The organism is Acidaminococcus sp. BV3L6 (assembly GCF_000468835.1).
In the GTDB taxonomy this organism is placed as follows: domain Bacteria; phylum Bacillota; class Negativicutes; order Acidaminococcales; family Acidaminococcaceae; genus Acidaminococcus; species Acidaminococcus intestini.
In genome coordinates this window covers 1-24,391 of sequence record NZ_AWUR01000034.1, presented here as the reverse complement: position 1 = coordinate 24,391, position 24,391 = coordinate 1, and the positions used below count along the sequence as shown (strand labels likewise).

At 51.3% G+C, this 24,391-nt stretch carries 25 protein-coding genes and 1 other annotated feature; of the genes, 19 read left to right on the top strand and 6 right to left on the bottom strand.

Annotated features, from left to right (window positions below):
- The first annotated feature begins 210 nt into the window (after positions 1 to 210).
- The 4 genes from rpiB to HMPREF1246_RS06360 are packed head-to-tail and all read left to right on the top strand — an operon-like array spanning position 211 to position 2,372.
- Positions 211 to 648, top strand: coding sequence for a ribose 5-phosphate isomerase B (gene rpiB / locus HMPREF1246_RS06375; protein WP_016459704.1), 438 nt, complete (start codon positions 211 to 213; stop codon positions 646 to 648).
- Between the two features lie 14 nt (positions 649 to 662).
- Entirely contained in the window at positions 663 to 1,220 is a 558-nt protein-coding gene (locus tag HMPREF1246_RS06370; protein WP_021737056.1) for a TIGR01440 family protein, read from the top strand.
- Between the two features lie 60 nt (positions 1,221 to 1,280).
- Positions 1,281 to 1,907, top strand: coding sequence for a uracil phosphoribosyltransferase (gene upp / locus HMPREF1246_RS06365; RefSeq protein ID WP_009015482.1), 627 nt, complete (start codon positions 1,281 to 1,283; stop codon positions 1,905 to 1,907).
- A 3-nt stretch (positions 1,908 to 1,910) separates the two neighbouring features.
- Positions 1,911 to 2,372, top strand: coding sequence for a cytidine/deoxycytidylate deaminase family protein (locus HMPREF1246_RS06360; protein ID WP_009015481.1), 462 nt, complete (start codon positions 1,911 to 1,913; stop codon positions 2,370 to 2,372).
- Positions 2,373 to 3,026: 654 nt separating this feature from the next.
- Here HMPREF1246_RS06360 and fliB read toward each other — a convergent pair.
- Positions 3,027 to 3,890: a flagellin lysine-N-methylase gene (fliB, locus tag HMPREF1246_RS06355; protein WP_016459703.1), complete on the bottom strand. Its 864-nt coding sequence runs from the start codon at positions 3,888 to 3,890 to the stop codon at positions 3,027 to 3,029.
- A gap of 255 nt (positions 3,891 to 4,145) precedes the next feature.
- Here fliB and HMPREF1246_RS06350 point away from each other — a divergent pair, with 255 nt between their 5' ends.
- The 4 genes from HMPREF1246_RS06350 to HMPREF1246_RS06335 all read left to right on the top strand — a co-directional run bounded on the left by HMPREF1246_RS06350 (position 4,146) and on the right by HMPREF1246_RS06335 (position 8,367).
- A complete protein-coding gene (locus tag HMPREF1246_RS06350; RefSeq protein ID WP_016459702.1) occupies positions 4,146 to 5,132 on the top strand; it encodes a 4Fe-4S cluster-binding domain-containing protein in 987 nt (328 codons plus the stop codon).
- Between the two features lie 20 nt (positions 5,133 to 5,152).
- Positions 5,153 to 6,229, top strand: coding sequence for a tartrate dehydrogenase (locus HMPREF1246_RS06345; RefSeq protein WP_035224485.1), 1,077 nt, complete (start codon positions 5,153 to 5,155; stop codon positions 6,227 to 6,229).
- Between the two features lie 96 nt (positions 6,230 to 6,325).
- Positions 6,326 to 6,913, top strand: coding sequence for a chorismate mutase (locus HMPREF1246_RS06340; protein WP_016459701.1), 588 nt, complete (start codon positions 6,326 to 6,328; stop codon positions 6,911 to 6,913).
- Positions 6,910 to 8,367, top strand: coding sequence for a membrane protein (locus HMPREF1246_RS06335; protein ID WP_021737023.1), 1,458 nt, complete (start codon positions 6,910 to 6,912; stop codon positions 8,365 to 8,367). Before HMPREF1246_RS06340 ends, HMPREF1246_RS06335 begins: the two co-directional genes overlap by 4 nt.
- A 63-nt stretch (positions 8,368 to 8,430) precedes the next feature.
- Here HMPREF1246_RS06335 and HMPREF1246_RS06330 read toward each other — a convergent pair whose 3' ends face one another.
- Complete coding sequence (locus HMPREF1246_RS06330) at positions 8,431 to 8,814, bottom strand: hypothetical protein (RefSeq protein ID WP_021737033.1); 384 nt, start codon at positions 8,812 to 8,814, stop codon at positions 8,431 to 8,433.
- A gap of 329 nt (positions 8,815 to 9,143) precedes the next feature.
- Here HMPREF1246_RS06330 and HMPREF1246_RS06325 point away from each other — a divergent pair, with 329 nt between their 5' ends.
- The 7 genes from HMPREF1246_RS06325 to HMPREF1246_RS06295 all read left to right on the top strand — a co-directional run bounded on the left by HMPREF1246_RS06325 (position 9,144) and on the right by HMPREF1246_RS06295 (position 16,643).
- A complete protein-coding gene (locus HMPREF1246_RS06325; protein ID WP_014128211.1) occupies positions 9,144 to 9,581 on the top strand; it encodes a universal stress protein in 438 nt (145 codons plus the stop codon).
- Positions 9,582 to 9,618: 37 nt separating this feature from the next.
- On the top strand, positions 9,619 to 10,047 hold the full coding sequence (locus tag HMPREF1246_RS06320; protein WP_009015475.1) for a universal stress protein: 429 nt from the start codon (positions 9,619 to 9,621) through the stop codon (positions 10,045 to 10,047).
- 61 nt (positions 10,048 to 10,108) lie between these two features.
- Complete coding sequence (locus HMPREF1246_RS06315; protein WP_021737028.1) at positions 10,109 to 10,546, top strand: universal stress protein; 438 nt, start codon at positions 10,109 to 10,111, stop codon at positions 10,544 to 10,546.
- Between the two features lie 40 nt (positions 10,547 to 10,586).
- Positions 10,587 to 11,018 carry a universal stress protein gene (locus tag HMPREF1246_RS06310; RefSeq protein WP_014128212.1) on the top strand — a complete coding sequence of 144 codons (432 nt, stop codon included), beginning with the start codon at positions 10,587 to 10,589 and terminating at the stop codon, positions 11,016 to 11,018.
- A gap of 97 nt (positions 11,019 to 11,115) precedes the next feature.
- Positions 11,116 to 11,320 (top strand) — a binding site (T-box leader).
- 48 nt (positions 11,321 to 11,368) lie between these two features.
- Positions 11,369 to 14,026: a valine--tRNA ligase gene (locus HMPREF1246_RS06305; RefSeq protein ID WP_021737059.1), complete on the top strand. Its 2,658-nt coding sequence runs from the start codon at positions 11,369 to 11,371 to the stop codon at positions 14,024 to 14,026.
- An 80-nt stretch (positions 14,027 to 14,106) separates the two neighbouring features.
- On the top strand, positions 14,107 to 15,396 hold the full coding sequence (locus HMPREF1246_RS06300; protein ID WP_009015472.1) for a folylpolyglutamate synthase/dihydrofolate synthase family protein: 1,290 nt from the start codon (positions 14,107 to 14,109) through the stop codon (positions 15,394 to 15,396).
- Entirely contained in the window at positions 15,393 to 16,643 is a 1,251-nt protein-coding gene (locus HMPREF1246_RS06295) for an O-antigen ligase (protein ID WP_021737034.1), read from the top strand. Before HMPREF1246_RS06300 ends, HMPREF1246_RS06295 begins: the two co-directional genes overlap by 4 nt.
- Positions 16,644 to 16,850: 207 nt before the next feature.
- Here the strand turns inward: HMPREF1246_RS06295 and citF are convergent, their stop codons facing one another.
- The 3 genes from citF to citD are packed head-to-tail and all read right to left on the bottom strand — an operon-like array spanning position 16,851 to position 19,633.
- Entirely contained in the window at positions 16,851 to 18,416 is a 1,566-nt protein-coding gene (gene citF, locus HMPREF1246_RS06290) for a citrate lyase subunit alpha (protein ID WP_021737048.1), read from the bottom strand.
- Between the two features lies 1 nt (position 18,417).
- Positions 18,418 to 19,332, bottom strand: coding sequence for an aldolase/citrate lyase family protein (locus tag HMPREF1246_RS06285; RefSeq protein ID WP_009015469.1), 915 nt, complete (start codon positions 19,330 to 19,332; stop codon positions 18,418 to 18,420).
- A 1-nt stretch (position 19,333) separates the two neighbouring features.
- The gene (citD, locus tag HMPREF1246_RS06280; protein ID WP_009015468.1) at positions 19,334 to 19,633 is read right to left on the bottom strand and encodes a citrate lyase acyl carrier protein; all 300 of its coding nucleotides are present in this window, start codon (positions 19,631 to 19,633) and stop codon (positions 19,334 to 19,336) included.
- Between the two features lie 333 nt (positions 19,634 to 19,966).
- Between citD and HMPREF1246_RS06275 the strand changes: the two genes are divergently transcribed.
- The 4 genes from HMPREF1246_RS06275 (at position 19,967) to HMPREF1246_RS06265 (ending at position 24,156) form a co-directional block, all read left to right on the top strand.
- Positions 19,967 to 20,902, top strand: coding sequence for a LysR family transcriptional regulator (locus HMPREF1246_RS06275; protein ID WP_009015467.1), 936 nt, complete (start codon positions 19,967 to 19,969; stop codon positions 20,900 to 20,902).
- Entirely contained in the window at positions 20,892 to 22,283 is a 1,392-nt protein-coding gene (gene citG, locus HMPREF1246_RS06270) for a triphosphoribosyl-dephospho-CoA synthase CitG (RefSeq protein ID WP_035224482.1), read from the top strand. The genes HMPREF1246_RS06275 and citG overlap by 11 nt, the downstream gene beginning before the upstream one ends.
- Before the next feature lie 109 nt (positions 22,284 to 22,392).
- Positions 22,393 to 22,545 (top strand): hypothetical protein, encoded by a 153-nt coding sequence (locus HMPREF1246_RS10495; RefSeq protein WP_021737052.1) that lies wholly within the window; start codon positions 22,393 to 22,395, stop codon positions 22,543 to 22,545.
- Positions 22,546 to 22,824: 279 nt separating this feature from the next.
- Entirely contained in the window at positions 22,825 to 24,156 is a 1,332-nt protein-coding gene (locus tag HMPREF1246_RS06265) for a CitMHS family transporter (RefSeq protein ID WP_009015465.1), read from the top strand.
- Between the two features lie 56 nt (positions 24,157 to 24,212).
- On the opposite strand, the gene HMPREF1246_RS10850 is transcribed toward HMPREF1246_RS06265, so the two are convergent.
- Complete coding sequence (locus tag HMPREF1246_RS10850) at positions 24,213 to 24,365, bottom strand: hypothetical protein (RefSeq protein WP_369794664.1); 153 nt, start codon at positions 24,363 to 24,365, stop codon at positions 24,213 to 24,215.
- Positions 24,366 to 24,391 lie beyond the last annotated feature (26 nt).

Sequence of the window (24,391 nt, the reverse complement as noted above, 5' to 3'; positions counted from 1 at the left end):
GCAGGACATTCCTTTTTCACCGGTCCTGAGCGCAGGCTCCTGGAATACAATCAAATATGGCTGTGAGGGAATGGACGGATTTCTTCACAGCTTTTTTGTGCAAAATCATGCAAAAGTGATGCATAAAATTAAGTGACAACAAGAAGAAGCCTTTGTGTTAAAATGAAAGATAGAGTAATCCAACCGTAACCAAGCAAAGGGGGAACGATGATGAAGATCATTATGGGCTGCGATCACGGCGGCTTTGAACTTAAGGAAACCTTGAAGAAGGTCCTCATTGAAAAAGGCTATGAAGTGGAGGACTATGGAATCCATAAACAGGAGCGTGTCGATTATCCGGACTATGCCCAAAAGGTGGGAGAAGCCATTGCCAGCGGCAAAGGGGATCAAGGCATCCTCATCTGCGGCACGGGAATCGGCATGAGCATTGCGGCCAATAAGGTGAAGGGCGTCCGCGCAGCCCTTTGCAATGACTGCTATTCGGCTGCCAAAGCCAGACAGCACAACAATGCCAATGTGCTCTGCATGGGGGCCCGCGTTCTGGGGCCGGGCCTTGCCCAGGAAATCATGGAAGCCTATCTCAATGCTTCCTTCCTTGGCAGCTATCATGAAGGCCGTGTGGAAAAGATCATGGCCCTTGAAAAATAAAAGAGGTCTTGAATGTGAAACTGGAAGAATTGGTACAGGAACTGGAAGAATCCATTGAAGAACTGATCCGCAAGGGAAATGCCAAGGCAGGAAGCGTCCTTGTCATTGGCTGCTCCACGAGTGAGATCTTAGGCAACCGTATTGGTACGGGGGGCAGCCTTAAAGCAGCAAAAGCTTTTTTTGCCGCTGTCCATAAAGTGACCAAAAAGCATAAGATCATGCTGGCGGCCCAGTGCTGCGAGCACCTGAATCGGGCCCTTGTTGTCGAGGAAAAGACCATGGAAAAACTGGGACTCCAGGAAGTGACGGTGCGACCCGTGGAACACGCGGGCGGCGCTTGGGCAACGGCGGCCTATGAGGGCTTTTCCAAACCGGCAGTGGTCCTTGCCATTCGTGCTGACTTGGGGCTTGATATTGGTCAGACCCTGATCGGCATGCACCTTAAACCCGTCGCCGTTCCTGTCCGCCTTTCGCGAAAGAAATTGGGCGAAGCCGTTCTCACGGCGGCCTTTACCCGTCCGCCCCTCATTGGTGGTGCCCGGGCCGTATATCCGGATAAGCACCTGCGCTGACCCTGATACGATGGGGCCCTATTATCCCATTAAAGTGAACAAGATAAAGGAGAAATGAAGATGCAAATCCATGTCGTTGACCATCCCTTGATTAAAGAAAAAATGACCCGTCTCCGAGATAAGAACACGCAGCCAAAGGATTTCAGACAGCTCCTTGACCAAATTGCCCAGCTGCTGCTTTTTGAAGTGACCCGTGATCTGCCTGTCCGTCACAAGAAAGTCACGACACCGCTTGCTGAAACAACGGGCTATGAACTTGATGTATCGGGAATCACGGTGGTGCCGATTCTCCGCGCCGGTCTGGGATTCCTTGATGCGGTCATGGACCTTGTGCCGGAAGCCAAAGTGGGCCATATTGGCCTTACCCGCGACGAGGAAACGCTGCAGCCCATCAAATATTACTGCAAGATGCCTAAAGACAAGGATGCGGAAATCATCCTCATCGACCCCATGCTCGCTACGGGCGGCAGTGCCGAAGCTGCCATTACCATGCTCAAGCAGGATGGCTACAAACATTTTCGCTTTATGTGCCTTGTGGCCGCGCCGGAAGGGGTTGCCCTTGTCAACCGCAGCCATCCGGAAGTGCCCATTTATACGGCAGCCCTTGATGACCATCTGAATGAAAATGGCTATATCGTTCCCGGTCTTGGTGATGCCGGCGACCGCGTCTTTGGTACGCTGGAGTAACCTATGAAAAGACCGGACTGGGACAGTTATTTTATGGAAATCGCTGAGGTGGTTGCCAAGCGCTCCACCTGTCTGCGCCGACAAGTAGGTGCCGTTTTGGTCAAGGACCGGCAGATCCTTGCCACGGGCTACAATGGAACGCCAAAGGGCATCGCCCATTGTGAGGAAGTGGGATGCCTTCGGGAGCAGCTCCATGTCCCCAGCGGTCAGAACCACGAACTTTGCCGCGGCATCCACGCCGAACAAAATGCCGTCATCCAGGCGGCTGTAAACGGCGTGTCCACCAAAGGCGCGACGCTGTACTGCACGCATCAGCCCTGTGTTGTCTGCTCCAAGATCCTCATCAATGCCGGGATTGAGCGCATCGTCTATGCCCATCCGTATCCTGACCGGTTGGCGCAGGAGATGCTGGCAAGCGATAAGCAACTGACCTTGGAAGAATTCAAACCGAAAAAAGACGAGTAAAAGCAAAAAGCCTCCACCAAAAGGTGGAGGCTTTTTCTTTGTCAGAGGGCATCAAAAAATTTCCTCCCAAGGGCTGTCTCATTGATCCTGATTTCAAAAAGAGCAGAGGCTCACTAGATCCAACTAATCCCTAAGAACCCTAACCTGAACCAGCGCTTACGTTCGGTTTAGGGGTTAGTTTATCATCTTTTGCCTTCCGTTCTTTCTTCCATTTGCCTTTTATCAATTCGGGTCAGATGGCTCCTTTTGTGAGGAACCCCGCTTCCAACGACGGCAGCAATCCCACTGGTATAGCGCCGTGGGAGTTGATGCGCGAAGGTTTTTTGAAGCGGCGCTCCCAAAAGTAAATGAGCGACGCGTGAGTTTCCTTACGGCCAGAGGCCGGTACGTTGAGGAGATTGAGGCCCGTGGGAGACAAAGTAGATGGGCCCCTATGGAATGAAGATTGCAAAAAGCTTCCGCTTTGATAAGCTGGGCGCTGGAGGGGATGACACAAGGTTGGGAAAGGAAGCGCCCAGGCGTATGCTATCCCCAAACGTGGGAAGGTTCATCGTACAATAGGCTATGAGGAGGCCATTGTTTCCATAAAATCTTTTTTAAGCAATGGACTCGCGTACTTCATCAAATGAGCCCGATTTTTGGACTGAGTAAAAATTAAAGCCGTTCCAATAGCCAATCCACATTATCTGTATCATATTCAATCTGTTCGGACCAGCGGCGCAGGGCTTCTTCAAGGTTGCCGTGAAGGGCTGTTTCCATGAAGATGAAGTCCGTGCTGCGCCGGGCATAGGCGCGGACCGCATCAAGGCCGTAGGCTTCGACTTTATCAAGCTGACGGTAAAAAATAAATTGATAGATCCGGTCAAAGGAAATGGGGTCATAGGTCTTTTCATAGGAAGCCACTTTTTCCAGTAAGGCGGGGATCATGCCCTGCAGGCTGCGGATCTCTTCCGTCCATGCTTCATCAATGGGTTCGGTAATCATGAGGTCAGCCAAGATGCTTTGACAGGATTTGCTGCTGAAAAGCGGGGCATAGTGGGTCAGGCTTTCCGGCAGGGAAAAGCCCATGAAGTCCAAAAGTTCCTTGAAGGTATAGATAAAAGCTGTGTCTTCTTCCGTAAAGGTAAGCGGTTCGTGAGGGGCCAAAAGAAGCTCGCATGAGGCTTCGCAGCAAAGGCCCGTGCCGCAGAGAATAAATTCATCGACATAGGTGAAAAAGCGGGGATGGACTGTGCAGATGTCACAGAGCTTATCTTCCCCCAGCGCTGTAATTACTTCACAAAGTCCGTCCGTCCGCAGAAGGGCGCAGAAGCCCTTATCGGTTAATTTGAAATGCCAGCCGTCAGGACCTTTTTCCATATGGTCTTGGATTTTTTTGCCCAGGGGCGTCTTAAGGCCGCGGTAGTAGTCTGCTGTATCGTCATCAATATCGATTTCCCATTTTTGGCAGCATGTATGGCGGCAGGCACCAGCCTTGCAATGGAAATCATTGAAACCTTGGGGCAGGATGGAAATCATGGAATTCACCTCGAATGCGTAGGATTCTTCTATTATACAACCCTGCCTCCCTTTGGCGGAGAAAAAACTCTTTTTTCCTGTAAAAATGGGCGCAGCTGCCAGAGAAAGAAACAAAAAATTGAAATCTACCAAATTTTTATGGTAGAATAAACAATAGTGAGATTTTGGGGGGGAAGTGCGCCATCCTGTGTTTTCCCCTTGTTCACAGGGCGCCGCTTTTGGCGCCTGAAGCTAAAAAAGGTTGAGGGGATTTTGATGATAACAAGAACACTTGATGCCAAACTGGCCGCAGCGGCAAAGTCCTTCCCGTATAAGACGAGAGAAGGCGGTGCGACGGTCACGGTCTTTGTACCTTATGACTGCAAGAACAACTGCCCGTTCTGCGTCAATAAGGAAGAATATGCAGACTGCACGGGTTTTTCCCTGGAAGCCATCAAAAAAAGCATGGAAACGATGGACCGTCTGACGCCGTATTGTGATTTTGTCTTTACAGGCGGTGAACCGTTGGCCAATCTCGAAAGTCTGCAGCAGATGCTCGATAAGGTCTCATTGACGCACAAGGTCTATATCAATACGACCCTGCCCGTGTCCCAGACCCAGACCGAGGAAGAAATCCTGGCTTTTTTGGAGCGGAACAAGCAGAAGATTACCTGTCTTAACATTTCGCGCCATATGCAGCATTTCGTCCAGGAATCCAATGATTCCCTTCTGGAAAAGCTGCCTGTCCGTTTCCGGATCAACTGCGTCCTTTATAAGAACTATCCGAAGGAGCAGCTTGTACCCTTTATGGAACGCTTCCGCAAGGTCCATGCGCCGAGCATCCAGTTCCGTTTCGACTATACGGAAACAACGCCGGAAAACCTCTATGACAGGCAGGGGGACAAGATCCTCCAGGATCTTAGGAAAGTGGCTCGGTATACTGGCCTTGACGGCTGCCGCATGCGCTGCGGGTTCCACTTTACGTACAAGGACCTGGAACTTGTCTACCATAAGACGCTGCCCTACAGCACGATTTTTGAAAAAGACAGCGATGGTCGGGACTGCGCCATTTTGTACGACATCCTCATCAAACAGACGGGACGGATCGATTCGGACTGGGATGGAACCGTCCTTGACGTGGAAAAATACAGCCGCGTGACATTTGAACCTTATGACCTCAAATGGCTGGAAAAGGTCGCTGAACCAGGAGCCAAGGCGGCTGCGGCCCTGAATTTTTCTCCTGTGACGTGTTCCCTTTCGTAAGGGATAAAGGAGGTGGAATGATGTCTACAAAAACCGTGTATCGTGTGGCTGTCATCGGCGGCGATGGGATTGGACCGGAGGTCCTGCGGGAAGGGCAAAAGGCCCTTGCTGCCGTGGCTCAAAAAGACGGTCGTTTTTCCTTCGAATTTACGGAATTTCCCTGGGGCTGTGAATACTACCTAAAGACGGGAAAGATGATGCCTGAGGACGGCATCGAGACGCTGAGCCATTTTGATGCCATCTATTTGGGCGCGGTGGGCTATCCCGGTGTTCCGGACCATATTTCCCTCCGTGACCTGCTTCTGCGCATCCGTCACGATTTTGATCAGTATGTCAACCTGCGCCCTGTCAAGCTTCTTAAAGGTGCACCCTGCCCGCTAGTGGGGATTACGGAAAACGATATCGACATGGTCTTTATCCGGGAAAACAGCGAAGGAGAGTACGCTGGTTCCGGAGCTTGGCTCTATCCGGGCACGCCGCGGGAAACAGTCATCCAGAACGGGGTCTTCTCCCGCTTTGGGACAGAGCGCATCATGCGCTATGCCTATGAACTGGCTAAAAAGGAACACCGCAGCCTCACCAGCATCAGTAAGGGCAATGCCCTCAATTATTCCATGGTTTTCTGGGACCAGATCTTTGCGGAACTGGGAAAGGAATATCCCGAAGTGGAAACCCATTCCTATCTGGTCGATGCAGCGAGCATGTTCATGGTCAAAGATCCCAAACGGTACCAAGTGGTGGTCTGCTCCAATCTGTTTGGGGACATCCTGACTGACCTTGGCGCCGCCATTTCAGGCGGCATGGGCCTTGCTGCCGGGGCAAACCTCAATCCTGAAAGGACCTATCCATCCATGTTTGAGCCCATCCACGGAAGCGCACCGGATATTGCCGGTACGGGAAAGGCCAATCCCTTGGCTTCCATTTGGTCTGCCAGCCAGATGCTTGATTTCTTCGGCCACCCTGAATGGGGTCGCCGGCTTCTTGCAATCATCGAAGCCATGCTCGTAGAAAAAACAATTCTCACGCCTGACATGGGCGGTACGGCCACGACAAGTGAAGTGGGTGACGAGGTCGTCAAAAGAATTGAAGAAGCGTAATTGACTCCTTCAGCAAAAGTGTTCCTGGAATCCCTTTTCAGGCACTTTTGCTTTTTTGTAGGAATCCAGCAGGAAAGTAGAAAGGAAGGCAAGAATATGAAATTAGAAGATGTGAGAAAAGAAATCGATGCCCTTGATCCCCAGATCAAGACACTCATCCTGCGCCGTATGGACTGCTCTTTGGAAGTGGCCAAGGCAAAGCAGGCGGCAGGGGAGACCACAATCTATCGGAGGGACCGGGAAAAGGCCATCTTGGACCGTTTGGGGGCGGATGTTCCAGCTGACCGTCTGCCGGAATACCTTGCCGTGGTGCGGAAAATCATGGAAACAAGCCGCATGTTTCAATATGGCCTGCTCTTTGATTGGAATCCGGATCTTTTCAAGGAACTTTCTGCCGGCATTGACACGACTCCCGGCGGCTGGCGCGTCAAGATTCGTCTGACCCGTCCGGACGAGCCCAACGCCATGAGCAGCATCCTCAGCATGGTAGGTGATTATGGCTTCAACATGCAGTACATGGAACTCATGTCCTTCAATGAAGGGACCCACTCCGTGACCTTTGACCTCACCATCTTGGGAGACTTGTCCGATACGGCCATGCAGAAGCTCCTTTTCCAGCTTTCCAAGGAAAGTGAAGGGTTTGTCATTCTCCAGAATGACCGGAAGGACGGTGCCGCCAAATGACGAAACAGACGAAGGACCTCGTTTGGATGATCGTGTCGCTGGCCGCTGGCTTTGCGGTCTCGCGCCTTACCCCGACGCCGCCCCTTACGCAGGAAGGACTCGCTGTTTTGGGCGTCTTTTTGTCATCGCTCATGATGTGGATCACCATTTCCATTGATTGGCCGAGCCTCATTACCCTGTTTCTTTTGGGCCTGTTGCCTCATTTTGGATTTCCCGCTGTTTTTCGGGGCGCCTTTGGAAATGTGACGGTTGCGTTCCTGCTCTTTACTTTTGTTCTCGTTTATCCGCTGTCAAAGACGTTTTTTGTCCGGCGCTGCGCTGTGGCTTTTGTCACGAACCGCTTTGCCCGGAAAGGCCCTTGGTGCTTTGTCTCTTTCCTCTTATTTTCCGTGACCTTCATGGGACTTTTCATCAGCCCATCTGTCCTTTTTGTGGCCTTTATGCCATTTTTGGAGGATATCTATGAAGTGCTTCAAATAAAGAAAAAGAGCCAGACTGGCAATATGCTCATGCTGGGGACGGCTTTCTGCATCAGCCTTTCGTCGGGCATGACTGCCATTGGACATGTCTGGCCAACCCTTGCCATTGGCTATTACAAAGCGGCTGCGGGGATTGAGGTGAACCAGTTCCAGTATATGGCTGTCGGCATCCCGACGGGGCTGGTCCTTGTCCTTTCCCTCATTGCCGTTTTCCGCTATATCTATCGCCCCAGTGATCTTGCGCAGATGGACCTAAGAAAAGCGATGGAACTGAAAACCCTCGTTCCCAAGACAAGCCGCAGGGAAGTCATGATCCTTGCCGTCATGGCGCTGACCGTCATCCTGTGGGTGGGACCGAGCCTATTGCGTGGCGTGAGCCCTTGGCTTTATAAGAGCCTCAGCCGCTATACGACGGCCATGCCGCCCCTTTTGGGCTGCATCCTCCTTTTTATCCTCCGGGAAAACGGGGAGCCGCTTCTAAGCTTCAAGGAAGCTGTTTCCAACGGGATCCTTTGGGCGGCTATCCTCATGACCGGGGCTGCCACTATGCTGGGGTCGGCCCTGACCAACCAGGAGATGGGCATCAAGGAATGGCTGAGCACTATGTTGGGCCCTGTAGCCGCTTCACTTCCTGCAGAAGGCATCATTCTCTTCTTCTTTGCTTGGTGCATCCTTGAAACGAATTTTTCATCGAATATCGTTACGACGACTGTGGTCAGTGCCGTGGCCCTTTCGGTCCTGCAGGCCCTGCCGCAGGGAACGGTGGCCGTTGGTGCCGTCGTCTGCCTCATTGGGTTTGGAGCTGGGATCTGCAACATGACGCCTGCCGGTCAGTCGACCATCAATACCGTGGCCATCAGCTCGGGCTGGACAACGGCTCGGGATATGTTTATTTGGGGCGGTATCTTTTCCCTTCTGGCCCTTCTGGCGATGGCCTTTGTTGGTTATCCCTTGGGCGTCCTCATCATTGGCTAGTAAAAAAGCTGTGAAACAAGCGTGTTCTTGCTTCACAGCTTTTCCTTTTTACAGGGCTGCCCCTTATTTGTTCTTTTCCCGCCGCGCCCGCTTTGCTTCTTCCCGTTTGCGGATTTTTTCCTTGTGCTTCAAGGACTTGGCACTGGTCCGTTTCTCAATGAACTCGTGCGGTTCCGGTGCGTCGTCTTGGCCATGCTTTACTTTGTAGTAGATGACAAAGGCTGCAAGGGCGACCATGGGGAGGGCGCCCAAGATGGCGCGGGAAATGTCATTGCGCGTAATGACGAGGAGGTTCCATAAGATGACCACAAGGGGCGTCAGCGTCCATTGGGCAATCTTTGACTTAGTCCCTGAAGCCCCGAAAAAACGGAGGCAGAATCCGTAGACCAAAAAGGCGACGGAAAAGGACATAAGGGAAAGGAGGAGAATAAAAATAAAAAGTTCCACAGTGACACCTCAATCAATCAGTTTTCAGCCATCATTATACACGATGGTCGGAGAAAAGAAAATTTTTCCTTTTTTAGAAAAAAAGCTTGGAATTTTGATGATAATCAAATAAGAAGATCATGAGATGGGAAAGAAGGGACTAATGAGAAACAAATTGAGCATAATATAAGGTTAATAGAGACAGTTTACCTCTATTGTGTAACTTTTGTCATATATTTTCTTATAGGAAAAATTTTTCTCACAATACGGTAAAAATAAAAGGGTTCCCAAAACGAAGGGCGAATAAGGACAATAAGGATAAGAATAGCAGATCACTTGGAGGTGGTTATATGTTTGAGAAGATCCTGGTCCCTGTTGATGGGTCTGAAACGAGTTGGAAAGCCATGGAAGAAGCAAAGAAACTGGCCGAAGCATTCCGTGGGGAAATGGTTGTTGTCAATGTCATTCAACCCTATAACAATGCTGCACTCTTGGTTGTGCCCTTAGATCAGGCCACCATCAGCCAAGGTAATGAAGAACTGACAAAGATCGGCAACAGCGTCCTTGAAACGGCCAAGGAAAAAATGCAGGACTTCAAGGGCAAAAAAGAATTCCTTCTTGAAGTCGGTCATCCGTCCGAGAGGATCATTGCTGTCAGCAAGGAAAAGGCCTGCACGTCCATTGTCATCGGCAGCCGCGGCCTGTCCGGCATTGCCGAATTCTTCCTGGGTAGCGTCAGTTCCAAGGTTTCCCAGTATGCTTCGGTGCCGGTCCTCATCGTAAAATAAGGACTGCGGCCCGCGTATTTATGGAGGTGAGTTTCCTATGATGAAAAAGATCCTGGTTCCCATTGATGGGTCCGATATTTCCCTGCGTGCCATGAATTTTGCCATTGAGTTGGGGAAACATTTTGCAAGTGAGATTGTTGTCCTCAATGTGGATATTCCCTACGACCTGAGCCGTATCAAACCGGCTGTGAAGGATAAGGACGGCAACGAGATTGAATCGGCCCGCCTGACCCCGCTTGAACTGGCACAGCGGGAGGCAGGAAAATCAGGCTATGACAAGATCACCTTCAAGAAATATGTCGATATCGATCCGGCGGAAAAAATCTGCGAAGTGGCAGAGACCATTGACGCGGACCTCATCGTCATGGGCAATCGCGGAATGGGCGTCCTTGCCGGATTCTTCCTGGGCAGTGTCAGCACAAAGGTTTCTCAAAGTGCCCATTGTCCGGTGACCATCGTCAAATAGCAGGTATGGTACCTGACGCTAGGAATAGGGAGGTTCCCCTAAGGTAAGGAGGTAGAGGTGTATGTTCAAGAAGATCTTAGTTCCTGTTGATGGTTCCTCGACGAGCTGGAGAGCCCTTGAAACGGCAAAGGATCTGGCTGCGAAGTATGACGGTGAGCTCATTGTAGCTCATATCGTCCAGACTTACAGCAGTGCCGATCTTTATATCAACAGCTTGGACCAGACGGCTGTTGCTGCAGAAAATGACCAGTTGACCCGTATTGGCAGCAGTGTTCTTGACACGGCAAGAACCAAGATGGAAGGCTTTACGGGCAAGGTCGACTATCTCATGGATGTGGGCCATGCCTCGGACCGGATTATTGAACTCAGCAAGGACAAACATGCAGATGCCATCGTCATCGGAAGCCGTGGCCTGTCCGGCATCGCTGAATTTTTCTTGGGCAGCGTCAGCTCCCGCGTGGCGCAGTACGCCGCTGTCCCTGTCCTTATCGTGAAATAGGCAGAGGAAAGAAAAGACGCCGTAACTAGGGGGTGGTCTTATGTTCAAGAAATTCCTCGTTCCGATTGATGGTTCCCAAACCAGTTTCCGTGCTCTTGAAACGGCGGCGGATATGGCAAAGGCTGTGGGCGGTGAACTCATTGTCATCCATGTGGTGCCGAGCAATAAAGTCAACCAGCTCATTGTCGTTGGCAATAAGCCCGTCAAGGATACGAGCGTGAAACCAACCCAGATTGGTAAGATGGTCCTTGATACGGCAAAGGACAAACTGAAGGATTTTGCTGGTGCAGCCGAGTTCGACATGGAATTTGGCGACGCCGCTGAAATGGCCGTTACCGTGGCTAGGGAAAAAGGTGCCGATGCCATTGTCATCGGTAAACGCGGTCTGTCAGGCGTGGAGGAATTCCTCCTGGGCAGCGTGAGCAGCAAGGTGGCCCAGCTGTCGCCCGTACCGGTGATCATCGTCAAATAGCACAAGGGAACCTGTGGCAGCAGCTGCAGGTTCCTTTTTTGGAACCGGCGGGAAGATTGACATTCCCCGCGCTCCTTGGTAAAATAAACTATATATGTAAAAAGCGTTGAACGGGAGGAGTAGGGGGCCCTTTCCTTTTAAGAGAAGATGCGGCCGGTGCAAGCATCTAGGAAAATCCCTTGAAGTCGCCCGGGAGCTGGCGTGCTGAACCAAAGTAAGCCCGCCCGTTTGGCTCGTTACGTCCTCAAGTTGCCCAAGCAATTGGGAAAATAGGTGGTACCGCGACCGAACTCGTCCTATCTGATGGGACGGGTTTATTTTTTTTACAGGCTAAGGAGGCTTTTGGAAGTATGGCAGAAGAAAACAACATCCCCAAGGTCTATGACCCGGCGGCAGTGGAAAAGAAATGGTATGCATATTGGGTGGAACATGGCTTTTTCCATCAACCCGTCGATAAGAGCCGGAAACCCTTCAGTGTGGTCATTCCGCCGCCCAACATCACCGGTAAGCTCCACATGGGTCATGCCCTTGATAATACCCTGCAGGACATCCTCGTGCGCTGGCATCGTATGATGGGGGACAATACCTGCTGGCTTCCCGGGTATGACCACGCGGGACTTGCCACGCAGATCAAAGTGGAAGAGGAACTGAAAAAGAAGGAAAACCTCACTCGCTATGACCTGGGCCGTGAAAAATTCCTGGAACGGGTCTGGCAGTGGAAGGAAGAATATGGCGACCGCATCGTGACTCAGCTCAAGAGCCTGGGCATTTCCTGCGACTGGGACCGTCAGCGCTTTACCATGGATGAAGGACTTTCCCGTGCTGTCCGTGAGGCCTTTGTCAGCCTCTATGAAAAAGGCCTCATCTATAAGGGAACGCGCATCATCAATTGGTGCGTCAACTGCCGTACGGCCCTGTCTGACGTTGAAGTGGAACACCAGGATGACGAGGGCCATCTGTGGTATGTGAATTATCCCATCGAAGGGGAAGCCGGGCGCTATCTCCAAATTGCCACGAGCCGTCCGGAAACCATTCCCGGCGATACGGCCGTTGCCGTAAACCCCAAGGATGAACGCTATAAGGACCTTGTGGGAAAACAGGTTCGCCTTCCCATCATGGACCGCCTTATCCCCATTGTGGCCGACGAATACGTTGACCTTGAATTTGGTACGGGCGCCGTAAAGATTACGCCGGCCCATGATCCCAACGACTATGAAGTGGGGCAGCGCCAGAAGCTGCCCAGTCTGACGGTCATCGGTCTTGACGGCAAGATGACGGCGGACGCCGGCAAATACGAAGGGGAAGACCGCTACGAATGCCGCAAGCATATCGTCCAGGACCTGAGGGACTTGGGTCTTCTCGTCAAGATCGAAGACGCGCCCCATGCTGTCGGTCACTGCCAGCGCTGCCACCACGTCGTGGAACCCCTCATTTCCACGCAGTGGTTTGTCAAAATGAAACCCCTCGTGAAGGCCGCCGTGGAATGCGTTGAAGACGGGCGCATCCAGTTTGTGCCGAACCGTTTCACGAAGACCTATACGAACTGGATGGACAACATCCATGACTGGTGCATTTCCCGCCAGATCTGGTGGGGTCACCGTATCCCTGTGTGGTACTGTGACGACTGCGGAAAGCAGATGGCGTCCCGGACGGATTTGACGGAATGCCCGCACTGCCACAGCCACAACATCCATCAGGATGAAGATGCCCTTGATACCTGGTTCAGTTCCGGTCTATGGCCTTTTTCCACCTTTGGCTGGCCGGACAAGACGGACGAACTGCAGCAGTTTTATCCGACGAGCGTCCTGGTGACGGGCTATGACATCATTTTCTTCTGGGTTGCCCGCATGATCACCATGGGCATGGAATTTATGAAGGAAATTCCCTTTAAGCATGTCTTCATCCATGGTCTTGTCCGCGATGAACAGGGCCGGAAGATGAGTAAATCCCTGGGTAACGGCATTGACCCCTTGGAAGTTGTTGACAAATATGGAGCCGATACGCTGCGCTTCATGCTCATTACAGGCAATACGCCGGGCAACGATATGCGTTTTTATTGGAACCGCATCGAAGCAACGCGAAACTTTGCCAATAAGATCTGGAACGCGTCGCGCTTTGCCCTCATGAACCTCGATGGGTATGATGCTTCGGCTAAACGGGCGCCTCTGACCCTTGCTGACCGCTGGATCCTGTCCCGCCTGCAGCACACCATCAAGGACGTTTCAAGCTTCCTCGAAAAATTTGAACTCGGAGAAGCCGGCCGCCTCATCTACGATTTCATTTGGGGTGAAGTCTGTGACTGGTACATCGAACTTATCAAACCCCGCCTTTATGATAAGGAGCATCCGGAAGAACGGTCAACGGCCCAATTCGTCCTCTGCCGCGTCCTGGGCGATGCCATGAAGCTGCTGCATCCTTATATGCCGTTCATTACGGAAGAAATCTGGCAGCATCTGCCCCATGAAGGGGAGAGCATCATGATTGCGCCGTGGCCTGTGGCGGATGAATCCCTCATGGATGAAAGCGTGGAAAGCGGAATGACGGTCATGATGGATGCCATCAAAGCCATCCGCAACATGCGGGCCGAAGTAAACGCTGCCCCTGGGAAGAAAGCGCCGGCCACGATCTTGGTGGAACCTGCTTTCCGCAGCGTCTTTGAAGGCCATCCGGAATACGTCGAACGCTTGGGCACGGTGGACACGCTGACATTGGGCGATATCAATGACGAAGCGCCGGAAAACGCCATGACAGCCGTTGTGACAGGCGCCAAGGTCTATCTGCCCCTTAAGGGTCTCATTGACGTGGAAAAGGAAATGAAGCGGCTGACGAAGGAACTTGACGGGGCCAAAAAGGAACTGTCCCGCATTGAGGGCAAGCTTTCCAATGAAGGGTTTCTCGCCAAAGCTCCGGAAGCGGTCGTGGAAAAGGAAAAAGCGAAGAAAGAAGACGTCAAGGCGCGTCTTACCGCCCTTGAAGACCAACTGAAGGAACTTCAGAAACTCCAGTAACCTCAATCTGGGTCCGGGCAGGAAAAGCCTGCCCTGGCCTTCTGGCGCGGTCCTTGCCTTAATGGGACCGGAGGAGAATCATGAACTACAACGAAGCGATGCAGTATATCGAAAGTCTTGGTAAATTTGGCATCCATCTCGGTATGGAACGCATCACGGGCCTTGTGGAACTCTTGGATCACCCGGAACGCAAGATCCGGACCATCCATATAACGGGAACCAACGGGAAGGGGAGCGTGGCTTCCTACCTGTCCCATATCCTCACGGCTTCGGGGAAAAAGACGGCGTGCTATACGTCGCCCCACTTTGTTAAATATAATGAGCGTATGTCCATCGACGGCGTTGATATTTCCGATGAGGATTTTGCTGCCGTGACGGAAGAAACCAAGGCTGCTGTCGATACATTCCTCAAAAATGGCGGCGAACAGCCGACCCAGTTTGAAGTCATTACCGCCATGGCCTTCCTTTATTTTGCCAAGGAAAAGGTGGATTATGCCGTCATCGAAGTCGGCATGGGCGGCCTTTGGGATTCGACGAACGTCATTGTGCCAGAGCTTTCCGTCATTACGAACGTTACCTTGGAGCATACGGACCGGCTGGGAAAGACCATTGAAGCCATTGCGGAACAAAAGGCCGGCATCATCAAGGATCACGTTCCTGTTGTGACCGCCGCTGACGGCAGTGCCCTTGAAGTCATTCGGGTCACAAGTGAAGAAAAATCGGCACCTCTTTATGTCTATGGTGAGGATTTTTCCGCAACCCTGCTTGCTGGATCCATGCAGGAACAGCTCTTCCTCTATCCGTTTCATTCCGGTGAGCGGGAAGTTACCATCCATCTTGCCGGCGCCCATCAGATCGTGAATGCTGCCGTGGCCCTTAAAGCCGCGGAAGTGCTGGCAAAAAAGGACCCTGCCATTACAGAAAAGAAGATTCTCAAGGGCATGGATCTCACGACCTGGCCAGGCCGCATGGAACTTATCCATGAACGGCCCGACGTGATCCTGGACGGGGCCCATAATCCTTCCGGCGTGACGGTTCTGCGGCGGGCCCTTGATACCTATTATCCCCATGGCCATCGTTATTTCATCTTTGGCATGATGGGGGATAAGGATGTAAGCGAAGTGGCCCAGATCCTCTTCCGGGATACGGATACGATCTATACCGTTCTTGCTGATAACGGTACGCGGGCCGAAAAGCCCGATGTCCTTGCCCGTCGTCTTCATAAAAAGGCCATTCCTATGGATGATCTCAAGACTGCTTTCGAAACGGCGGTCCATGAGGCCGGACCGGATGATGTGGTCCTTGTCTGCGGCTCCCTTTATCTTGTGGGCACCTTCAAGGCAAAGGGCCTCTCAGAGGATTTCCTATGACACATAAACAAATCTTTCCCGAATCTTGGAACCTGAACCAGATCCTTTACGGACTCCTTGTGGCGTATGTTTTCCTTTTGCCGATCCATCTGAATCTTGCCATTGGCCTGTTTCTCGTCATGGTGGTGCTGAATTTTGCGAATATCCTAAAGACGGGACAGTTCTGGCCCAAGGTGACGGTTCCCAAAAAGATCAGCCGCCCCTTATGGGCGCTCTTTCTCCTATCCGCTGTGAGTGTTTGTTGGTCCCAGGAGCCTTTTTTAAGCGCCTATAACTGGATTGTTGTGGTAGGACTCAAGGCCGGCTCATTCTATTTTGTCCTGCGTTACGGCAGTACGGGCCGGCGGTCCCTGTTTCTTGTCAAGGTCTTTATGGTCTCGGCCGGTCTGGTGGCGCTTTACGGCATCTATCAGTACTTTTTTGGTGTCATTGCCATCCAGGATGCGGAATGGATCGATCACGCCGCGTTCCCGCTCATGACCAAACGGGCTGTCTCAACGTTGGAAAACCCCAATATCCTCGCCAGTTTCCTTGTCATGACCGCGGCCTACAGTGAAGGCCTCTTTGCTCCCTTGAAAGGCGGCAAGAGAAGGGCCTCCCTTGCAGTGATCTTTCTTCTTGCCATTACTTGTCTGATCCTCACGTTCTCCCGCGGCAATTGGATTGCCCTATTCTTTGTCCTCTTTGTCTTTGCCGGCGCTTTTTACCACAAAGCGTTCCTGCCTTTCATCGGTGGGGGACTAGGGGTCCTGTGGATTGGCTGGGACCGTTTGTCGGCCCGCATCATGTCCATCTTTTCCATCAAGGATACATCGGCAGAGCTGCGTCTGATGTACATGGACAGTGCGACCTCCATGATTGAGGAGCATCCTTTTGGCGTGGGCTGGTACGGCTATCAATTTGCCTTCCCTGACTATAATTTCGGTTATGTGGATCCCAGCGTCATCATGTACCATAGCCACAATCTTTTGACCAACATTGCGGCCGAGCTGGGCATTCCGGGCCTTGCCCTTTTCCTGTACATCATATATCAGTTGGCGGTCCTTGCCCGCAGCATCCGGCATCGTGAGGCAGAGCCCTGGATCCGCGGCCTTGCCTGCGGTTATATTGCGTCCCTTGTAGGCATCTTTGTCGCAGGGATGACAGATTATACCCTGTTTAATCTGCAGCTGGGCATATATTTCTGGATCTTCAATGCGATGATCATTGCCCTTGGATTTTTGACCAAGGATGAAGCCAAAGTGTAACAAATAAAAAGAAGAACCTGTAAGAACGCTGACATTTCGTTTTTACAGGTTCTTTTTATGTTCAGGAAAATGAATAATCGAAAAGGCTGAAACGAGGGGATAAGGCAAGGGACCCTTTTATAATGAAAAGAAAAGAGGCTGCAAACTTAGGTCCTAATGTCTTATAAAAAAAGCCGCCCCTAAGGGAGCGGCTTTTCAGCATACAGATTATTTAAATTCGTAAGGTTTTACTTTGCGGACAACATCCATGATGGAGCCGTCACGGGCTTCGATGATACCGACAACGCGATCATCAAACTGGACGGGGTCGGGTTCGCCAACCATGGCGTAAGCTTTGTCGCGAAGCTCTTCAATGGTGCAGATCGGTAGATCGCAGTCTTTGGCAGCTTCAATGATGTCCGTACGTTTCGGGTTGATGGCAATGCCGTAATCGGTGACAACAACGTCAACGGTCTCACCCGGCGTCGTGATGGTCGTGCATTCCGTGCAGATTGCAGGGCTGCGGCCTTGAAGCAGAGGCGCAATGACGATGGTGCATTTAGCACCGGCAGCCGTATCCGGATGACCGCCCTGTGCCCCGGTGATGACACCGTCGGAGCCGACAACAACGTTGACATTGAATTTCGTATCAACTTCGAGGGCACCGAGGATGACAAAGTCCAGTTTATTGACGTAAGCGCCCTTGTTGAAGGGGTCAGCATACTGGCTCGTCGTGATTTCATAATGGTTCGGGTTCGTCTTGATGTCTTCAATGGCAGCCGTATCAAAATCCTGCGTATCAGCAATCTTGTCGATGAGGCCTTCATGCTGCAGTTCGCAGATCGGCTGAGCGATACCGCCCATGGCTACGCCAATCTTGATGCCATCTTTTCTCAGATGGTCAGCCAGGTATTTGGTGGAAGCAATGGAAGCCCCGCCAACACCGGTCTGGTAGATGAAACCATCTTTGTACCAAGGCATATAGGTCATAAAATCAGCCGCGTATTTGGCCATGAGGAGCTTTCTTTGGTCCGTTGTCGGTTTGGCAGCCCCCGTAGCAATCTTGCTGGGATCGCCAATGGCGTCAACTTTGACAACGTAGTCAACGTTCGTCATGTCAATGGAAGCAGGAACGTTGGGGAAGGGAACGAGCGTATCGGTGACAACGACAACTTTGTCAGCATACTGGGCATCTACGGCTGCATAGCCGAGAACACCGCAGTCACTGCCGTTAGCGCTGCCGAAAGCCCGGCAGTTGCCCATATCATCGGCACAAGGAGCACCAATGAAGGCAATGTCAACATGGACTTCACCAGATTCGATGGCACGGACACGGCCGCCGTGACCGCGCATGATGGCAAGGCCTTTCAGTTTGCCGTTGGAAATGGCTTCACCAATCTTGCCGCGCACGCCGGAAGCCTGGATGTTCGTGATGGTGCCATCTTCGATCATCGGGACAATCGGGGTCTGGGCCTTACCCAGGGAAGTCGCGCAAATGGTCAGGTCTTTGATGCCCATCTTGTGGACGGCTTCCATGACCATGTTGACAACATAGTCCCCTTCACGGAAATGATGATGGAAGGAGAGGGTCATGCCATCTTTGATGCCGCATTTTTTCAGGACATCTTCAATGGAATCGACAACTTTGCTGTAACTCGGGTCAATTACAGGTGCAACCGTATGGGTGGCAGCCTGATAAGCAACGAGGTGTTTGGAGAAGCTTCCCTGGAACGGTTCCTTACCGGTTGCTTTCAGGATTTCCTCTGGAATTTCTCTATCTACTGCATTCTTCATATTATAAATCCCCCTTATAAACACCGGCAGCTTTTGCCAGGGCGATCGTTCTTTTTGCGCCATCATAGAAAGCTACGTCAAGCATCTTGCCGTTCAGGGTGAATACGCCAATCCCCATCGCCTTCTTGGTGTCGATTTCGCGGACAACGGCTTCAGCCCAACGAATCTGTTTTTCGTTCGGCGTGAAGACTTCGTGGCAGACCGGAATCTGACGCGGGTTGATGATGGATTTGCCGTCAAAGCCCATGGTCTTGATCATTTCGACATCCTTGCGGAAGCCTTCCATGTCATCCAGGTCGGTATAGACCGTATCAAAGCACATACGGCCCGTAGCGCGTGCAGCAATGACCATCTGCTGACGGGCGCCCATGAGTTCGACACCGGTCTTGGAAATGGAGGTCTGCAGGTCACGGGTGTAGTCGCCGCCGGAAAGGGCTACACCAAAAAGACGGTCAGAAGCCTGGCAGATATCGTAGACGTTGAGGATCCCCTTCGTCGATTCGATAGCGGCCATGATGAGGGTAGAACCCACTTCCTTATGGAATTCCTTTTCAGCAGCCGTGATGGCTTCTTCTACGAGTTTAACATCCTGAGCGGATTCCGTTTTGGAAATACGAATTGTATCGGCCCCGCCAGCTACGCAGACGCGGATATCTTCCTTCCAGTGCGGAGTTTCCAGGCCGTTGATACGGACAACGCGTTCGCAGCCATGATAATCGATTTCCTTCAGGGCATGGAACAGGGAATAGCGGGCGGCATCCTTTTGGTTTTCAGCCACGGCGTCTTCCAGGTCAAGCATGATGGAATCGGGTTTATATACATACGGGTCTTTGATGAGGCTCGGTTTTTGAGCGTTCAAGAACATCATGGATCTTCTGAGACGCTTGAAGTTGGGGTTCGTATTGATCACTGCCATATTATAAGACCTCCCAAGGATTCGGCGTATCCGGATCATCATTGATGGAGCGGAAAACGGCGCCTTCTACACGTGCTTTCAGCGTGCAGTCGAGTGCACCTTTGTCAACTACGGAAACCTTAGCGTTTTTAACATCGAGTTTCTTCAGGGTTTCCAAGACAACAGCCTTGATCTGTCTGCCATACTGTTGGATGACACTGCTTTCAATATTGAGTTCGATGCCATTCGTACCGGGTTCAACGGTGATTTGGGCATCGGAGGACTCAACGGTGCCAGCCATGGCTGCCTTCTTTAATTCCATGAAAATTCCTCCTTCATTTCTAGAAAAGAACTGTTTACAGTCTTACACCTTGATAGTAGCACAGGAAAAATTGGAAAACTAATATAAATAATGGTATAATGACCATAAGTCGAATCTTATTATATTGTCAAACCCCGCATCCCTTGTGGGTTGGCCCGATTGACACTGTTTTCTTAATTGACGTGAAATTAAGAAACATTCTGAATACGGGACCAAATGATGTTAAAGGAGATGCATTTCTCCTGCCGGAATCAAGCAAAAGCAAAGCCCTAAGAGGGCTTTTTTAGAGCACGGAGAAATGATCCATCCTAACCTGTACAGGAGAAGCAAAGAATGGGACTTAACTTGAAGCACGCGCAGTATATCATGGAAATCATCAAGGAAGGCAGCATCACCAATGCCTCCAAGACCATGCATGTTTCACAGCCGGCCCTGAGCCAGACCATCAAGGCTGTGGAAAAATATCTTGGTGCACCGATCTTTCTTCGCAATACTAAACCCATCGTGCTTACAGAAGCGGGGAAAAAGTATATTGCGGCCGTAAAAAAGATCATTACCATCAGTACGAACCTGCTTCATGAAGTCTCGGACATCCAATATGAAGGGTACGGCACCCTGCGTCTGGGAATCCCTATTCAGCGGGCAATGCAGATGCTGCCCCGGGTCATGCCCGTATTCCGCCAGCGCTATCCCCACATCAAACTGGAAATCAAGGAAGCAGGGAGCAACATTACGGAAAAATCCGTCCTCAACGGCGATGTCGATATTGCCATCATGACGACGTCACCGGGAAACGACGAACTCATTTACGAACTTGTCGAGACCGAAGACGTCGTACTGGTCGCCAACAAGCTGACCATGCTGGCCCAGCGCATCGATCCCGGTGTGCCCATCCATATTACGGAAGCAAAGAATGAAGACTTTATTTCCATTACAGAAGGGCATAACGTCCGTAAGGTCCAGGATACCCTTTTTGACGTATACGACATCAAACCCCATTTGGTCCTTGAAACCAGCAGCATCGAAGTGGGGAAGCGGCTTGTCAGCACCATGGATGCTGTCTTTATCTGTCCGGATGTCTATTTGGACCATTATTTTATGGAGCAGGGTGACTGTGTCCTTTATCCGCTCCTGGGCGTTGCCAATAAGCGCTACTGCTATGTCTGCACGAGAAAAGACGCGTACCTGAGCCCCTATGCCCGGGCCTTTATCGAACTCATCAGGACCCTTGGGAAAAAAGAAAGGATCAATCCGACGAATGAAAAATAAACTCACTGTACCTCCGGAACTTCGCGTGGAAGTCCCCGATATGCTGCGGGCTCGGGACGGTCGGGCCTTGGCTCAGCGGAAGCTCCTCGAGCGGTTCCACAAACCGCTGCTGTTTTTTACGATGAACATCCCTGGACCGCAGAAGGTGTCGCCCCTTATCCGTATAGGGTTTGAAGAAGGCGTACGCCGTCTGGAAAAGGCCCTTGTAGGAGCAGGGATTCCCATCCTTTTTCATAAAGTCATCGATTATAAGACCGGCTATGAAAAATACTATGTCCTCGACGGGGCCGCTGGGACCGTGAAAGACATTGCGGCACGCCTTGAAAATGAGGACCGTTTGGGCCGTCTTTTTGATATGGATGTCCTTGATACCAACGGACGGAAGCTGTCGCGGGAGGAACTTGGCCTTCCTGAGCGGCGCTGCTTTGTCTGCAGTGAGCCCGCCAAAGGCTGTGCCCGGAGCCGCAAACACAGCCTGCCCGTCCTGATCCGTAATGTGGAGCGGATCCTAACCGATTTCGTCCTTTCCCATACCCAGGATTCCATGAAAGAAGCCCTTTTGGGAGAAGTGGCAGCAACCCCCAAACCGGGTCTGGTGGACCTTGACAATCCTGGTGCTCATGATGATATGGACCAGGAAACCTTCAAAAAAAGCACGGAAGCAATCCTGCCCCATCTCCTCAGCATGGCCGAAACGGGATGGAACTTTGCGGGAAGTGGTGAGGCGCTCTTTCGTACCCTGCGCCCCATGGGGGCTGCCGCGGAAAAGGCCATGTTCCGGGCTACGGGAAACGTCAATACCCATAAAGGCATCATCTTTTCTTTAGGAACGGTCTCTGCCTTTACGCTGCGGGCCCTGAAGCGGGACCATAGGGTCAAAGGCGAAACCATCCTTAAGGAAGTAGGGGAGACCGTGACGCCCATCCTTGAAGAAGACTTCCGCAAGATCGATCCCTATCATCCCCACACCCATGGGGAAGTCCTTTACATAAAGGAAGGCTGCCGCGGGATCCGCGGGGAAGCGATGGATGGGTTCCCCGCTGTTTCATCCATTGGCCTGCCGGCTTTACGGGAACTCTTTACTGAAAAAAAGGGGACCAATGAGATTTATATTGAAACCCTCCTGCGCCTCATGGCTGGCGTGGAAGACACGAATATCCTCAGTCGGAGCGACCGGCAAACCCTATACTATGCTCAACAGGCAGCCCAGGACATTCTACAAAAGGGCGGGGCCTTTACGGAAGAAGGACTTGCTGCCGTATGGAAGCTCAACGATGATTTTGTGGCCCGTCACATCAGTCCTGGCGGCTGTGCGGACCTGCTCATCCTATCCATCTTCCTTTACCGTATGGAGTCTCTTTTTCAAGGGCTGTCGACCTAACCGGCAAACTTCAACCATATGAGCTGATCCCCAAAGAAGGGGGTCAGCTTTTTTTGGAAGAACGCTTAGATAGGGCGCTTATCCATGCCGCTTTTGACAGCGGCGTGTTATGGAAAAACAGCTAAAACATGAGGACCCCCTTGACGCTCTTATTCTTGATTTCTTGGATGCCAAAAAAGGGGACGGGAAAATGAAGAAAAAAAAGAAAATGACTGAAAATAAAAGGTTAGATATCCCTAATTTTAAAATTTTCTTAAAATAACTTAAATTCGATAAATAAGAGCGAAACCCGAAACACCTGATTCTTCCTAGGGAAATAGATATAACATAAGGATAAGCTTATAGAAAATATTTCAAATCTTATATTAGTTTTCAAGTTTGTCATATGCTATTCTCTTCTCAGAGGAAAGATGAAGGGCGTACTGTTTCAAACGATACTTTCCGATCGCTTGACAGTAAGAAATTATCCTACAATTCATAAAACGGCCCCCGAGACATCGCCCGGTTTCTAGGACCTAAAGAATCTTAAGGAGGTTGTATCATGTTTTTGGGTGTTGTTGGCTTTGCGATGATTGTCATCATCGTCGCGGCACTGATTCGTTCCAAATCGAACCCTGTGCCTCTGTTTGTTATTGTACCGGTCATTGCCGCATTGATCTGCGGGTTCACGCCGGCACAGATCTTTGAATTCGTCAAGGCTGGTGTTGGTAAGACCTGGTCCACGGCAGTTCTGTTCATTTTCTCCATCGTTTACTTCTCCATGATGGGGGATATGGGTCTTTTCGATCCGATGGTTAACTGGCTCGTCAAGAAAGCGGGCTCCAACATCGTCATGGTTACGGTTGCAACGAGCCTCATCGCTGTTATCTCCCACCTTGACGGCGCCCTTGCTTCCACGCTGCTCATCACCATCCCGGCTATGCTGCCGATCTACAAGAAACTTCACATGCGCCCCGTTGTGCTCGTCTGCATTATCGGTGCTGCCATGTCTATCATGAACCTGCTTCCTTGGGGCGGTCCTGTCGCTCGTACGGGCGTTGTCCTCAATGCTGACGTCAACGTTCTGTGGCAGGAACTCATTCCTCTTCAGGGCGTAGGCCTTGTTATCCTCGTTGCCTTTGCCGCCTACATGGGCGTCATGGAAAAACGCCGCGGTGCTGGCCTTGTTCCGACGGGCAAAGCCGCTGAACTTTCTGAAGAAAACTCCAACAGCAGCGATGACTCTTTGAGTGATGCGGATAAGGAATTCATGGCTCGTCCAAAGATGATTTGGTTCAACGGACTGTTGACCCTCTTTGTTATCGGCCTGCTCTGCTTCACTAAGATTCCGATGTATGCCGCCTTCATGTTTGGCCTTGCCATTGCGCTGATCGCCAACTTCCATTCTGCAGCCGATCAGGCTCGTGCCATTAAAATGCACGCTGCCACGGCACTGACCATGCCGATGATCCTTCTTGCTTCCGGTGTCTTCCTGGGCGTTCTGTCCAAGACCGGTATGATGAAGGAAATGGCCAAAATGCTCATCGTTCTCGTTCCGACGGCACTGGGCGGTCACCTGCAGGATATCTTCGGTATCTTTGCTGTGCCTATCGGCATGATGCTCGGTACGGACTCCTACTTCTTTGGTCTGCTGCCGCTGGCTATCGGCGTTGGTCAGCAGTTCGGTGTTGATCCCCATGATATGGCTATGGCCATGCTCATTGGTAAGAACTACGGCGTTCTCGTTACCCCGCATGCTGCAACGACCTTCCTCGCCTGCGGTCTTGCTGGGATCGAAATCAAGGAACTCCTGAAGTTCTGTGCTCCGAGACTGTGGGTCCTGTCCTGGATTTCCCTTCTTTGCGGTGCCCTTCTCGGCCTGTTCCACATCTAACCTAACAGTAAAAAACTCCTCTTCCTGCGGGAAGGGGTAGTTTTTTTGGTTCTTTGTCAAATGTTGGGGTGCCCCACAACTAAATCGCCTTTTAGGAACTCGGCAAGGCATTTGCCGAGTTTCCTTTTTTGCCAATTCACATAGAGAATCCGGTTCCTAAATCTGTTGAAATCACGCATTCCAAATGCAACTCTCTTAACCGTCTTAATCAGGTTGTTACAGCCTTCTGTGAATC